13 protein-coding genes and 1 tRNA gene are annotated in these 13975 nt (G+C 65.8%); 2 read left to right on the top strand and 12 right to left on the bottom strand.

The window, feature by feature from the left end; all coding sequences use genetic code 11:
* Nucleotides 1-97 precede the first annotated feature (97 nt).
* The 8 genes from ABE483_RS13485 to ABE483_RS13520 form a co-directional block, all read right to left on the bottom strand.
* Nucleotides 98-577, bottom strand: coding sequence for a GNAT family N-acetyltransferase (locus ABE483_RS13485; protein WP_346465487.1), 480 nt, complete (start codon nucleotides 575-577; stop codon nucleotides 98-100).
* Nucleotides 574-2196, bottom strand: coding sequence for an FMN-binding glutamate synthase family protein (locus ABE483_RS13490; protein ID WP_346481856.1), 1623 nt, complete (start codon nucleotides 2194-2196; stop codon nucleotides 574-576). Before ABE483_RS13490 ends, ABE483_RS13485 begins: the two co-directional genes overlap by 4 nt.
* A 31-nt stretch (nucleotides 2197-2227) precedes the next feature.
* Nucleotides 2228-3514 (bottom strand): nucleotide sugar dehydrogenase, encoded by a 1287-nt coding sequence (locus tag ABE483_RS13495; protein WP_313212025.1) that lies wholly within the window; start codon nucleotides 3512-3514, stop codon nucleotides 2228-2230.
* 303 nt (nucleotides 3515-3817) lie between these two features.
* Nucleotides 3818-4273: a BLUF domain-containing protein gene (locus ABE483_RS13500; RefSeq protein ID WP_313212027.1), complete on the bottom strand. Its 456-nt coding sequence runs from the start codon at nucleotides 4271-4273 to the stop codon at nucleotides 3818-3820.
* A 107-nt stretch (nucleotides 4274-4380) separates the two neighbouring features.
* A complete protein-coding gene (locus ABE483_RS13505; RefSeq protein ID WP_346481857.1) occupies nucleotides 4381-5412 on the bottom strand; it encodes a TraB/GumN family protein in 1032 nt (343 codons plus the stop codon).
* Nucleotides 5413-5508: 96 nt separating this feature from the next.
* Nucleotides 5509-5595, bottom strand: a tRNA-Leu gene (locus ABE483_RS13510).
* A gap of 64 nt (nucleotides 5596-5659) precedes the next feature.
* Nucleotides 5660-7069, bottom strand: a complete 1410-nt coding sequence (hemN, locus tag ABE483_RS13515) for an oxygen-independent coproporphyrinogen III oxidase (protein ID WP_313217843.1) — start codon at nucleotides 7067-7069, stop codon at nucleotides 5660-5662.
* A gap of 44 nt (nucleotides 7070-7113) precedes the next feature.
* Nucleotides 7114-7551 carry a group III truncated hemoglobin gene (locus ABE483_RS13520; protein ID WP_313212030.1) on the bottom strand — a complete coding sequence of 146 codons (438 nt, stop codon included), beginning with the start codon at nucleotides 7549-7551 and terminating at the stop codon, nucleotides 7114-7116.
* A gap of 188 nt (nucleotides 7552-7739) precedes the next feature.
* Between ABE483_RS13520 and ABE483_RS13525 the strand changes: the two genes are divergently transcribed.
* Both ABE483_RS13525 and ABE483_RS13530 read left to right on the top strand, forming a co-directional pair.
* Nucleotides 7740-8033, top strand: a complete 294-nt coding sequence (locus ABE483_RS13525) for a hypothetical protein (protein WP_121041710.1) — start codon at nucleotides 7740-7742, stop codon at nucleotides 8031-8033.
* A gap of 2 nt (nucleotides 8034-8035) precedes the next feature.
* Nucleotides 8036-9124 carry a 4Fe-4S dicluster domain-containing protein gene (locus ABE483_RS13530; protein WP_313217840.1) on the top strand — a complete coding sequence of 363 codons (1089 nt, stop codon included), beginning with the start codon at nucleotides 8036-8038 and terminating at the stop codon, nucleotides 9122-9124.
* Nucleotides 9125-9179: 55 nt separating this feature from the next.
* Here the strand turns inward: ABE483_RS13530 and ABE483_RS13535 are convergent, their stop codons facing one another.
* The 4 genes from ABE483_RS13535 to ABE483_RS13550 form a co-directional block, all read right to left on the bottom strand.
* A complete protein-coding gene (locus ABE483_RS13535) occupies nucleotides 9180-9428 on the bottom strand; it encodes a hypothetical protein (protein ID WP_019183363.1) in 249 nt (82 codons plus the stop codon).
* A 270-nt stretch (nucleotides 9429-9698) separates the two neighbouring features.
* A complete protein-coding gene (locus tag ABE483_RS13540) occupies nucleotides 9699-10160 on the bottom strand; it encodes a BLUF domain-containing protein (protein ID WP_313217838.1) in 462 nt (153 codons plus the stop codon).
* A 149-nt stretch (nucleotides 10161-10309) separates the two neighbouring features.
* Nucleotides 10310-12364, bottom strand: a complete 2055-nt coding sequence (locus tag ABE483_RS13545) for an ATP-binding protein (RefSeq protein WP_346481858.1) — start codon at nucleotides 12362-12364, stop codon at nucleotides 10310-10312.
* Nucleotides 12354-13943 carry an ATPase domain-containing protein gene (locus tag ABE483_RS13550; RefSeq protein ID WP_346481859.1) on the bottom strand — a complete coding sequence of 530 codons (1590 nt, stop codon included), beginning with the start codon at nucleotides 13941-13943 and terminating at the stop codon, nucleotides 12354-12356. Before ABE483_RS13550 ends, ABE483_RS13545 begins: the two co-directional genes overlap by 11 nt.
* Between the last annotated feature and the right edge of the window lie 32 nt (nucleotides 13944-13975).

The following is a 13975-nucleotide window of genomic DNA, read 5'->3' on the forward strand; positions in this document are numbered from 1 at the left end:
GCCGGCCAGCGGCCGGCACTACCGAGGTAGTGCGCACCGTGGCGTGCCGGACCGCCTGTCAGGACATGCAATCGGTAGTGCCGGCCGCTGGCCGGCATCAGCGCCTGCGCTGCATCCGCACCGAAGCGAGCGCTACCCCGCTGGGGTGTGGGTAGCTTTCCTCGCGCAACGCTTCAAAGCCACAGCGACGATAGAACGCGACCGCATTGAGCGAGGCTGAGAGCACCAAGGGCCGCGCCGGATCCGCCCGTGCTTGCATCGCCTGCATCAAGGTCAGGCCGATGCCACGGCCGCCGCAGTCGGGATCGACGAACAACGCATCGATTTCGTTGCCGGCCAGATCGATCACGCCATAGCCCAACAGCGCGCCGTCGGCATCTTCGGCAATCACGCAGCCACCGGCGGCGAGCAGCGCGCGGTAGTGGTCCGGTGGCGGTGAGGCCGACCACGGGGCGATCACCTCCGGCGGATAGGCCGCACTGCACAGCTCACGTACGCAGCGCGTGCGCAGCAGCCACAGTCTGTCCGCCTCCTCGGCACGGCCAACGCGCAAGCGCAGGTCACGCGCATCGGTCATCGCGATTTGCTTGTCCGCAGCGCCTGGATGCGCGACGGCGGCTGGAACGAATCACTGCGCGCATCGGCCCAGTAGTCGTGGAAGACCGCATGGTCCGGCACTTTGCGCAGCAGCTCACCCGGGGCCAGATAGCGGTACAGCGAAGCCAGTGAGCGGATTTCCACCGGCGAGACGCGGCGCAGGATGTGCTCCGGGCCCAACTCGGAAGGATCGTTCAAGCCGGCCGCGCACAACAGGTCGCGCAGCGCACGCAGGGTGTTCTCATGGTAGTTGTGAACGCGCGTGGCCTTGTCAGCGGCGTCCAGGTGACGCCAGCGATGCGGGTTCTGCGTGGCGATGCCGGTGGGGCATTTATCGCTGTGGCAGCTCAGCGACTGGATGCAGCCCAGCGCGAACATGAAGCCACGCCCGGCATTGCACCAGTCCGCGCCCAGCGCGATGGTGCGTGCGATCTCGAAGGCACTGGTGACCTTGCCCGCCGCACCGACGCGGATGCGATCGCGCAGGTCCAGGCCGACCAGCGTGTTGTGCACCAGCAACAGCGCCTCGTGCATCGGCACACCCACGTGATCGATGAACTCGGCCGGCGCCGCACCGGTACCGCCCTCGGCGCCATCGACCACGATGAAATCCGGCAGCAGCCCGGTTTCCTGCATCGCCTTGGCGATACCGAACCACTCCCAGGGGTGGCCGATGGCCAGCTTGAACCCGACCGGCTTGCCGCCGGACAACTCGCGCAGCCGCGCAACGAACTGCAGCAGTTCCACCGGCGTATTGAACGCGCTGTGCCTGGAGGGCGATACGCAATCCACGCCCATCGGCACGCCACGGGTGATCGAAATCTCCTCGCTCACCTTGGCCGCCGGCAGCACGCCGCCGTGGCCGGGCTTGGCGCCCTGCGACAGCTTGATCTCGATCATCTTGACCTGATCATGGGTGGCGTTGGCGACGAATTTCTCTTCGCTGAAACCACCGGCATCGTCACGGCACCCGAAGTAGCCCGAGCCGATTTCCCAGACCAGGTCGCCGCCCATTTCGCGGTGATAGGGCGAAATCGACCCTTCGCCGGTGTCGTGATAGAAGCTGCCACGGCGCGCGCCTTCGTTGAGGGCGCGGATCGCGTTCGCCGACAACGAACCGAAGCTCATCGCGGAGATGTTGAACACACTGGCCGAATACGGCTTGGCGCAGTTCGGGCCGATCTGGATGCGGAAATCGTGGTGGCCGATCTCGGTCGGCGCCAGCGAATGGTTGATCCACTCGTAGTCCACCGCATAGGTACTGCGCAGCGTACCGAACGGCACCACGTCCATTTCATTCTTGGAGCGCTGGTAGATCAGCGCGCGCTGCTGGCGCGAGAACGGCACATCCTCCAGATCGCTCTGCACGAAGTACTGGCGGATCTCCGGCCCGATCGATTCCAGCCCGTAGCGGAAGTGGGCCATCACCGGATAGTTGCGCCGCAGCGTGCTGCGCTTCTGCAGCAGATCCCAGGTGCCCAGCACCACCAGCAACGCCGTCACGCCGACGCCCCAGTACCAGGCGGGCCAGATCGTGGCCAACCACAGGCAGACCGGGAACAACCCGATGGCGAGCAGGTACGCGAGATAGCGATGCATGGCTTTCCTCAATCAATAGCTGCCCCCGAGTCTACAGGCGGTCGTCCACCACTTCCCGGGGCCACACGGATTTGACGTCGTACACCACACCGCCCGGCGTGAGCAGCGCGCGCACCTGCGCGGCATCGAAGGCACGGAAACGATCATGCGCCACCGCCAGTACGACGGCGTCATAGCCGGCCGCATCCGGGGCCTCGACCCAGCGCACGCCCGCATCGGCCAGTGCGGCCGGCCCCACCCACGGGTCCTGCACGTCCACCCGGGCGCCACTGACCTGCAGGCGCTGCGCCAGTTCCAACGCGCGGCTGTTGCGCAGGTCCGGGCAGTTCTCCTTGAAGGTCACGCCCAGTACCAGCACGCGTGCCTGCGCGACATCGATGCTGCGCGATGCCAGCAGTGCCAGCACGCGTTGTGCGACATGCTCGCCGACCCGGTTGTTGACCTGTCGCGCGGTGTGGATCAGGTCCGGGTGATACCCCACGCTCTCGGACTTGTGCAGCAGGTAGTACGGGTCCACGCCGATGCAGTGGCCGCCGACCAGGCCGGGGCGGAACGGGAGGAAGTTCCACTTGCTGCCGGCCGCATCCAGCACGTCCTGGGTATCGATGCCGAGCCGATCGAAGATCAACGCCAGCTCGTTGACCAACGCAATGTTGACGTCGCGCTGGATGTTCTCGATCACCTTGGCCGCTTCGGCCACGCGGATCGAGGGCGCCGGCCAGGTGCCGGCCGTAATGATGCGCTTGTACAAGGCATCGACCACGGCGGCGACTTCCGGCGTCGAGCCGGAGGTGATCTTGCGGATGTCCGGCAACCGTCGTTCGCGGTCACCCGGATTGATCCGCTCCGGGCTGTAACCGCAATAGAAATCGACGTTGAAGCGCAGCCCCGATCCGGCCTCCAGCAGCGGCACGCAGACTTCTTCTGTCGTGCCCGGGTAGACGGTGGATTCGTAGATCACGATGTCGCCCGGCGTGAGCAGGCCGGCGATCAGGGTGCTGGCACTGCGCAGCGGCCCGAGATCGGGCTGCTCATGCGCATCGATCGGGGTGGGCACGGTCACGATGTAGACGTTGCACCCGGCCAGCTCTGAAGGATCGGCGGTGTAGCGGGCATGCAACGCAGCAGCCAGTTCATCCGCGTCCAGTTCCAGGGTGTGATCCATGCCACGCTGCAGCTCGGCGACCCGCGCCTGATCGATGTCGTAGCCCACCGTGGCCTGGTGCCGGCCAAAGGTCACGGTCAACGGCAGCCCAACGTAGCCGAGCCCGATGACCCCGATGCGCGCGGACACCGCGGCGGAAATGGCGTGCGTCATCGAGCGGCTCCGCACCGCGGAACCGGGCCAGCCATCAGGCGGGGCATCATCAGGGAATACGTCATGCGATACGGAGCCGGGAGACAGGTGGTGCAAGACTAACGCGCCCGACCCTGCCCCACAAAGAACAAAGCCGCCGCCCGCGGAGAGTACGGACGACGGCCAAAGGAATAATGGTCCAGCTGCGGTTACTACCCTTTCAGACAGCCTCCAAGGGCAAACCCCGCAAGACTGGTCACAGCTGGTAGAAAGAGGATAGGCGTGCAACCGTGATCATTGTGTTACGGACAAGGTTGTTTTGCGTTACGACCCCAATGTCACTGCTGCCGGTTCCAACTCGCCGGACACACCGGTCCATGCCTCCAGCAGACGACCAAAACCTGCGGGCATATCGTCTGGCTCGGAACACCGCTGTTGGAACCCCTGCCAGGGCGCCTCGACGATACGCGCAAGCGCATCCGGTTCGACCGCTGCCGATGCCATCGTCCAGCAGGGGAAATGGCGTTTCTCCACGAACCCTCGCGCGAGTTCGCGCAGATTCGTATGGATGCGCGCGTTGAACACGCGCTGGAACACCGAGTCGACACCGTCCTCCGGTCCCTCGAAGTACTGCAGGAAACACCGGCCGTCGAACATCAGCACGCCGGTCACGCCTGCCACTTTGTTAAACCCCATTGCTGCTCGCAGGATCTGATCGATATCAGACGTTTCGATTCCATCGATAGCGTCGCTGACATAAGCGACCGCATGCAGCGGCATGAAGGATTTCCGGAATGAACTGAAGCTGACTATGCCATGAAGTTTTCGCACTGGGTAGACACCGAATGTGCTCACGGTCTCGTTACGAATCGCCCGTTAGTCACGCCTTATTCCGGTGCCTGGACCTCATAGCCCCGGGCACGCAATTGATCGGCATAGCCACCGGGCACCAGCAGCGAGGTGACCGGGACGGTCGCAAAGGTGACCGCATTGCGCGCCAACGCCTCGCCGGCCAGGGTCATCCATTTGCGCTGCGCCTGCGCATCGACATCGGTCAAGCCACGCCGCCGCCCGAAATCGCTGTTGGCCACGGCATCCACGCAGGCCAGGTACTGCCCCTTCACCGCCAGCCGCTCCAGCGCCTCGATATCACCGACCGACCAGGCGTTGGCGCGCTCGGCCAGCAGCGGCAGGCCGTGTTCGACCACATCCAGGGTACGGCGGAAGCACTCGACATCCTGCAAGGCGGTGCCACGCACTTCCTTCAACGCCTGCCGCGGGTCGGCGATCTTGATCGTGACCTGGGTCGGGACCGGCGTGAGACCGTGCGCCTTGCTGGCCTTCTGCACGATCCTGGACACCGGTGAGGAACGGCCGAGGCCGACATCCTTCAGTGCGGCGGCATACAGCTGGGTCGCGGCCACCAAGGGCCGGTCTTTCTCGATGCCTCCGTCGCGGCCGATGTGGCGTTGCTTGAGCACTTCCCAGCGCGCGTAGAGATCGGGCGGCAACACCTCGCGCAAGGTGCGTCCGCCGGGATCACGGGCAGCCTTCATCGCCGAGGGCACCAGGGTCAGCCCGCGGAAAAAGCCCACGTCGGCATCCAGTGTCCAGCCCGGCGAGCCGAGCACTTCCTGCGCGCTGGCGATCACCGCCTGCACCTCGTCGGCACGCCACGTCAGCTTGGCTGGCAGCGGCGAAACCGTCCCGAGAATCCACAGTGTGTGTCCCTGGGCATTTCGGACCTGCCACATGCCTGGCCCGGGCTGCTCACCCGAGACCACCACCGGGGCGAGATCGATCACCTCGCCTGCGGCCTGCGCCGGCACCTGCGTCTGGGCCTGCGCATGGGCCACGCCGCCGAACAGCAGCGCCACGCCCCACACCAGTGCTTTCCCTGCACGAACTGCGTTTGCCATGTGGCGTGTCCGAGGTGGGTTGCTGCGCAGCGTACGGTGGCACGCGGCCGGCTGCGTAAAGTTTGCGTTGCGCGGGCAACGCGTGAAACTGGCCGTTGGTGCCCGGGGCCGGAATCGAACCGGCATGGGGTTGCCCCCGGCGGATTTTAAGTCCGATGCGTCTACCAATTTCGCCACCCGGGCAACGGCGCGCATAGGGTGCCTGATCGCGCCCGGTTTTGGAATGCACGCGTCACAGCGGCCCCGCTCAGATCGCGCGGGAATACCGCACGGGCTGGTCCGGCTGCGTCAGATAGCGGTCGAAGCACATCGCCAGCAGCCGCAGCAGTGGGCGCCCGCGCTCGCTCGCGCGCACCACGCCCTGCGCGTAATCGGCCAGGCCGTCTGCCTGCAGTGCCGCCAGCGCGCGCAGTCCCTCGGCGAAATACGTCTCGAAGTCCACGCCGTGCCGTGCCGCCACGGCTGCCCCGTCCACTTCTCCCTGGCACATCAACTGGCCGATCACTTCCGCGCGCAGCACATCGTCCTGGTCCAGGGTCAGGCCGCGCCAGACCGGCAACCGCCCTGCATCGACCGCCGCTTCCCAGGCCGGCAGTTCACGCGGGTTCTGGCTGTAGGTCTCGCCGATGTGGCTGATCGCGCTGGCCCCCAGGCCCACCAGATCGGTGTCGGCGTGCGTGGTATAGCCCATGAAGTTGCGGTGCAGTTGCCCCGCCCGTTGTGCCCGTGACAGGTCTTCCTCCGGCAACGCAAAATGATCCATGCCGATGTACTGATAGCCCGCGTCTGAGAGGCGCTGCACCGCCAAGCCCAGCAAGGCCAGCTTCTGCTCGGGGCTGGGCAGATCCGCATCGGCGATCTGGCGCTGCGCGCGGAACAGGTGCGGCAGGTGCGCGTACCCATACACCGCCAGGCGATCCGGTCGCTCGCGCAGCACGGTTTCCAGCGTCTGCGCGAAACCGGGGAGTGTCTGCTTCGGCAGGCCGTAGATCAGATCGACATTGACCGAGCGCAAGCCATGCTCGCGGCAGGCACGCAGGATATCCAGTGTGTCCTCCACGCCCTGCTCGCGGTTGATGGCCTTCTGTACATCCGGATCGAAATCCTGCACGCCGAGGCTGGCGCGGTTGAAGCCCAGCTCGGCGAGCACCGCGATATCGGCCCGTGTGACGAAGCGCGGGTCGAGCTCGATGGAGAAATCGCGCGCGGCCGCCGTGCTGAAGTTGAAGCGCTGGCGCAGACCATCGATCAACTCGCGCATCTGTGCCGGCGCCAGGAAGTTGGGCGTGCCACCGCCGAGGTGCAGCTGGATCACTTCGCGCGCCGGATCGAACTGCGGCGCCATCAGGTCCGCCTCGCTCAGCACGCGGGCGACGTAGCTGATGCCTTTGCTGTGATCGCGGGTGATGACCCGGTTGCAGCCGCAGTAGAAACACGGGCTGCTGCAGTACGGCACATGCACGTACAGCGACAGCGCGCGGCCCCGGCGGTTGCTGTCCACGATGGCCTCGCGCAGGGCCAGCTCACCGTAGCCGTCATGGAAATGCGGGGCGGTGGGATAGGAGGTGTAGCGCGGGCCCGGCCGGTCGTGGCGACGCAGCAGCTCGGGATCGAAGTGCCAGGCGAGCCCGGCGGCGGCAGGCGAGAAGGTATCCATGCCGCCAGCTTGCGCGTGCGCGGGTGCGCACGCATTGCGTCAGATCAATTCACGCCCGGGCGGCCCGCCATCGGCAGGCTCGGCCAGCGCAGCATCTGGAAGCGACGCCAGAAGGTATCGGCGATCCGCTCGGCGACATCATCGGCCAGCCGCTGCATCGGTGGATTGCCGCATTCGGCGGTGGTCTGCCGGAACAGGGCCAGCCAGCGGTCGAACAGATCGCGATCCAGCTCATCCATGGCCATGTGCTTGGGCATGGGCGCGCCTTTGAAGCGCCGCGTGCCGCGCAGCATCGCCGACCAGAAATCCACCAGCTGCGCCAGATGCGCATCCCAGTCGTGGATCCGCGCCGTGAACACCGGGCCCAGGCGCGGCTCCTCGCGGACACGCGCGTAGAAATCGTGCACCAGGCGGGTGACGTCCTCTTCGCTGCACAGGTCCAGTGCCGGAAGAGGCAGCACGTTGTCGGTGGGATCGGACATGAACACCCTCGGGCAGCAACGCCCAGCATCGGCGGCAGGGGCTGCCGCTGCCTTGATCAGGATCAATGAAGCCGACGGCGAAGCCTTCTAGTCTGGGAGCTCGACAGGAAGCGCGCACTCGCGGTCCCGGCCCCCGGTCGGCGCGAAGTATAGCCGTGCCCTGCCCCCTCCTCCTGACCGTGGCCGCAATGAACGACCTGCACGACCCGCCCGACGGCAGCCGCCGACGGCTGATCCAGCAATGGGGCGCCATCCTGTGGCCCAGCTTCGTCGCGGCGGGCCTGGCCAGCGTGGTGTTCTTCGCCTTTGTGGACCCGCTGCGCCTGCGCGACATCAGTTTCCCGCAGCACGAGATCAGCCGCGAGCTGGGCTACACGCTGGGGTTCTTCATGTTCTGGGCGGTCACCGCCGCCGCCAGCGCGATCACCTGGTACCTGCTGCGGCCGATGCCCAGCGACGATGACGACCTGCCACTGGGGTGACCATGACAGACCGCCTCACCCTGCATCTGGTCGATCCCTCGCCTCCGTCCCCGGCCCCGGGCCGGCGCGCGCCGCTGCGCTGGCGGCCACTGCTCTCGGTCATCCTGCTGGCCGGCTTCTATCTCCTGCCGTGGCTGCGCTGGGAGGGTCGCCAGGCGCTGTTGTTCGACCTCACCGCGCGCCGCTTCGATCTGTTCGGCTGGACCCTCTGGCCGCACGACGTCGGCATCCTGCTGGGCCTGGCCGCCGTGCTGGCCACCGCGTTGGTACTGCTCACTCACCTGGCCGGCCGGGTGTGGTGCGGCTACGGCTGTCCGCAGACCTTGTGGAGCCGGTTGTTCCGGTGGATGGATCAAGGCACCGCACGCTGGCTGCCGGCCACCGGCGCAGCGCGTGCGGTCAAGCATCTGCTGTGGCTGCTGGTGGCCGCGTGGACGGGCATCACCTTCGTGGGCTTTTTCAGCCCGATCCACGGTCTGGTCGGTACGCCGTGGCCACCGGTCTGGAGTGGCTGGGAAACGTTCTGGATCGTCTTCTATGCGGCAGCCACCTGGGGCAATGCCGGCTTCCTGCGCGAACATGTCTGCCGCGAGCTGTGTCCGTATGCGCGCATCCACGGCATGTTCTGCGACAACGACACGCCGCGCATGCAGTACCACGCACGCCGCGGCGAACCGCGCGGCCCACGCGTGGCTGGGCTGGGCGGTGTCCAGGCGCGGGGACGCGGGCTGCTTGATCCCACCAGCGCCAGCGACTATGCCTTCCGCGCCGCACATGAAGACATCGCTGGCCCGATGCCGCACTTCAGCGCCGATCGCCTCGGCGATTGTCTGGATTGCGGCGCCTGCGCCAACGTGTGCCCGATGGCGCTGGACGTGCGTGCCGGACCGAACGCTGATTGCATCAGTTGTGGCGACTGCCAGGATGCCTGCGATGCACGCATGCGTGCCTGGCAGTTCCCGACCGGGTTGATCCGCTATGCACGTCCATCGGCCATGCAGCAGCACCCGACCCGGTGGATTCGTCCGCGCACGCTCGCCGCCGCCGGCACGCTGCTGGCGCTGCTGGCCATCGGTCTTCATCACCTGTAACGGCGCCGCGTTGGCGGTTGTCCCCCGTACCGGTTCCCGGTCCCCCGACCCGGTCTCAGCGCGCGCGCGGGCGTGCGCTGCGCGGCGGCACCAACTGGGCGCGCCGCACGATCCCCAACTGTTCAATGATCAACGCCAGCTCATTGGTGACACGGGTTCGCGCGGTGCCCTGCGCGGGTGGGACCAGACGCTCGAGCACGCGCTGGTAGGTGGACCAGAATTCCGGGCCGCAGCCATGTTTCACGTAGCTGGCTTCCAGCTCGGTTCGCACTCCATCAGCCAAGTCATGTTCGCCGTATTCCATACGACCTCCGTGGGACTTGCTTGCTTCAGGGACGACAAAACCCCCTCAGGGGCGGATTCACTTCGGGTTCACCTAAAATTTGCACGGTCATCGCATTAAGTCAATTACCCGAAGGGTAAAGGCCACGCCCCTGATGAACCGTTCATACAACGTCCGAACCCGTGCCTGCATCATGCAGGCCGGGTATTGACAGCAATATGTCAGGGCAGCGCTTCGGATACTCCGCGCCTGGCCGCCCCGCCCCGGGAAGCTGCACAGGGGCGCGCCACCTCACTCGGCCGCCGAGCGGCTCTCCTGCATACCCGCGCGCGCGGGCAGGTGCGGCGCGACGAACTGCATCAGACGTTCCATGGCACTGCCTGCCGGCGGTCCGCCCGCGGCGCGATCGGCAAACGCCTCCCATTCTCCGGCAGACAAGATCTCGACCAGGGTCGGCTCCACGCCCAGCCAGCGCATGCTCCAGTAAGGAAAATAGCGCGCAGGCACGCGGGCGTGACCGAGTTTGCGAATGTTCCGATGACTGCGGGCCTGCAGTACCCGCTCGTGTACTGCCGACACCCCATCATCCGGGCCTTCGAAGTACTGCAGGAAACGACTGCCGTCGCAGAGAAGCACACCGGTGACCCCGGCCAGGCTGTTGAAGCGGATGGCATCTTCGACAAGGGCGTCGAGATGCTCCGCAGACAGCGGGCCTGCAACGTCGCTGACATACGCGATCGCGCAAAGGGGCATGGGTAAACTCCGACGATTTCAAAGCACTATGCTGTCACTTTCAGGTATCTAAATAAAGCCGTTGCCTGAAGCGTTCAGAACACTTTCAAAACGAATGCTCCTTGTCGCGCACGCTTTCGCCGGACAGGCACACGCCGGCTGCCGCGGGACTACCGATGTCCCGCCATCGAGCTTCTTACCGCCTCACTGAACGCATCGAGCAGAAACGGCTTGGCGATCATCGCCATGCCGTTATCGAGGAATGCCGAGCGTTCCTGTGCTTTCTCTGCGTAGCCGGTCATGAACAGCACCGGCAACGACGGCCGCGATTGCCTCGCGATTTCGGCCAGCTGGCGTCCGTTGAGGCCGGGCAATCCGACGTCGGTGATCAGCAGGTCGATCTTCTTCGATGAGCCGAGGATCGGAATGGCGCCATCGGCATCACCCACGACTTCGGCGGTATACCCGAGGTCTTCCAGCACCACGGTGACCAGCATGCGCACCTGCTCGTCATCCTCCACCACCAGGATCGACTGCCCGGCGCCGAGCGACACCGGCTGTGCGCTCGGTGCACCGTCGTCCTCGGCGGCGTCGTGCACCACCGGCATGAACAGCGCTACCGTGGTGCCCTGCCCTGGCGTGGAATCCACCGTGATGTGGCCGCCGGACTGCTGCATGAAGCCGTAGATCATCGACATGCCCAAGCCCGTGCCCTTGCCGATCGGCTTGGTGGTGAAGAACGGCTCGAAGATCCGCTCGACCACCTCCGGTGGCATGCCGGTGCCGGAATCGGAGACCGATACCACGGCGTACTCGCCTGCCGGAATGGTCGGCACTTCGCCCTCGGCCGCAAAGACGTGCGAGGTCCGCAGGATCAACTCCCCCCCTTCAGGCATCGCGTCACGTGCATTGATCGCCAGATTCAGCAGCGCGCTTTCGAACTGGTTGCTGTCCAGGTTGGCGCGCAGCGGCGCGTCACTGGTCGCCATCTGGATGCGGATCTTCTCGCCCAGCGTGCTGCGCAGCAGGTGCTGGACCGAGCCCACCAGCGCATTGAGTTCCACGGACTTCGAATCCAGCGACTGACGTCGCGAAAACGCCAGCAGACGCTGGGTCAAGGCCGCCGCGCGCTGGCTGGAGGCGGTGGCCGCATCCAGGAAGCGCTCCATCCCTTCCATGCGCCCCATGTCCAGGCGCATGCGCATGATGTCCAGCGAGGACAGGATGCCGGTCAGCATGTTGTTGAAGTCGTGCGCGATGCCGCCGGTCAACTGCCCGATCGCATCCATCTTCTGCGACTGGCGCAGGGCCGCTTCGCTGGCCTCGCGCGCGACCATCTGCCGCTCCAGCTCCGCCGTGCGCTCGGCCACCATCGCCTCCAGGTCCGAGGCATGTTGCTGACTCGTTTCCAGGGCCAGCTTGGAGGCAGTGATATCGGTGACGAACACGTGGAACCCGTCCGGCGCGCCGTCGGCATCGAAGCGCGGCGAATAACGGATCTCACTGTCGCGCCGGCGGCCGTCACTGAACGGCCAGTTGGCCTCGAACACGATGTGCTCGCCCGCCAGCGCACGTTCGATCAACGGGCGGCGGCTGCTCCATACCTCCTGCCCGAATACCTCCGGCACGCGTTTGCCGATCACGGCCGATACCGGACGCTCGAACCAGGCCTCATACGCCTTGTTGGCGAAGCGGTAACACAGGTCGCGGTCGATGAAGGCGATCAGCACCGGCATCGCATCGGCCACCAGGCGCAGCTCTGCTTCGCTGCGCTCCAGTGCGGCACGGCCATCGGCCAGCGCCCGCATCTGATCGCGGACCAGGAACTGCTTGTCGCGCGCCCGCAGCGCACTGCGCACGGAGCTGAGCAGCGAGCTGCTGCCCAGCGGCCGGTCCAGCTCGATGATGTTGATCGACAACTGCAGGCCAGGATCGGCCAAGGGGCGCTTCTGCGAGCGCGGCGAACGCAGCAGAATGAAGGGAATATCCGACCAGGACGGTTGCCTGGCCAAGGGCTCCAGCAACGCGGCGGTGCCCTTGGCGACCGCCTCTTCGGTGACGACCACCGCGCCAACGTCATCATCAAGCGCGTCGGCCAGCCGTGGCAGGCTCTCCTGGATCGCGGTCCGCAGCCCGGCGGCATTGAGTACGCCGGCAATGCTCTGCGCATCGCGCCCGAACGGCGCAACGATATGCACCACACCGGAAACGGAGTCACTCTGCACGGGTGTGGCCGAGCAGATGCGCCGTATTGCCCACGAATTCCGGCGTGCCGGTCAGAATGCCCTTGAACTCGTTGAGCGGGGCACTCAGCGAAATCCCCTTGCCGTCGATCTTCAGCTCGCGGATCGTATTCTCGTGCGCACCGCCCCGATTCTTGATCACCGAGATCGCCTTGCGGATGCGCCCCTGCGATTCGAAGAACCGGAACAACACGACCGAATCGGCGATGTAGGAAACGTTGAGGTTGCCGGTCGACATGGTGCCGACCAACCCGTGTTGCGGATTGATCAGGATGGTCGCCACGCCCTTCTGGTTGAGGTAGGACAGCATCTCGTGCAGCTGAAGCATCAACTGCTTTTCCTGGGGCATCGCGGTGACGTAGCCGTTGAGGCTATCGATCACCAGCAGGCGGCAGTGGCGCTCCTCGACCGCACGCTGCATGTTCCAGGCGAACTCGCCCGGTGAGATCTCGGCCGGATCGACCTGGAGGATTTCCAGCAGGCCCGACGCCAGGTGTTTGCTCAGATCGATATCCAGCGACTCGGCGCGGGCGAGCAAGGTGCCGATGCGCTCATCGAATTCGAAGATGCAGCAGTGTTCACCGCGCTCGCAGGCCGCCCAGACGTACTGCAGCGCCACATTCGTCTTGCCGCTGCCAGCCGGGCCGGTCAACAGCGTGCTGGTGCCCCGCAGCGGACCGCCGCCGAGCAGACTGTCGATCTCGCCGACCCCGCTGCTGATGGGCGTGCCGTTGAACGTGGCGTGGTGGTCCGAGGCGATCAACCGCGGGAAGACCTCCAGGCCCCCTTCGCGGATGGTCATGTCATGGTAGCCAGCGGTGAAGTTCACTCCGCGCAGTTTCTGGACATGCATCCGGCGGCGCGCCGGGCCGAAATCCAGCGTGAGCCGTTCCAGCGACACCACGCCATGACACAGACTGTGCAACTGGCCATCGCGCTCCTCACCGGAGGCCGTCATGTCATCGACCAGCACCACGGTCGCGCTCTTGGGCGCGAAGAACTGCTTGAGCGAGAGAATCTGCCGGCGATAACGCAGCGGATCCTGCGACAGCAATCGCAGCTCGGACAGCGAATCGAACACCACCCGATGCGGCTTGATGCGCTCCACCTCGCCGAGGATCAGCTTGACCGTTTCGTCCAGCTCGACTTCCCAGGAGTGCAGTACCGACTGCATCCGTCCGTCGCCCAGCGCTTCCTCGGCCGAGGCCAGCTCGAACAACTCCAGCCCATCCAGGGACCAGCCGTGCGCATTGGCAACTTCTCGCAGCTCGTCAGCTGTCTCGGAGAGCGTGATGTAGAGGCAGCGCTCGCCCTTGCTCAGCCCATGCAGCAGAAACTGCAGGGACAGCGTGGTCTTGCCGGAGCCTGGGGGTCCTTCCAGCAGGTACAGCCGTCCCTGCGGGAAGCCCCCGCCGAGGATGCTGTCGAGGCCTTCGATACCCGTCGCTACGCGTGCTTTTTGTGTCTGCATAAGGCTGCCAAAGTGGACGGCCGCAGCATACGAAGCGCGTTGTGTAGGCCCTGTCGGCTCTGGCCTCCGAAACTGAATGGAGGCCCACAACGCACAAAGCCCGCTTTCGCGGGCTCTGGGCT

It is taken from the genome of Stenotrophomonas sp. TWI602 (assembly GCF_039674045.1).
Taxonomy (GTDB): Bacteria; Pseudomonadota; Gammaproteobacteria; order Xanthomonadales; family Xanthomonadaceae; genus Stenotrophomonas.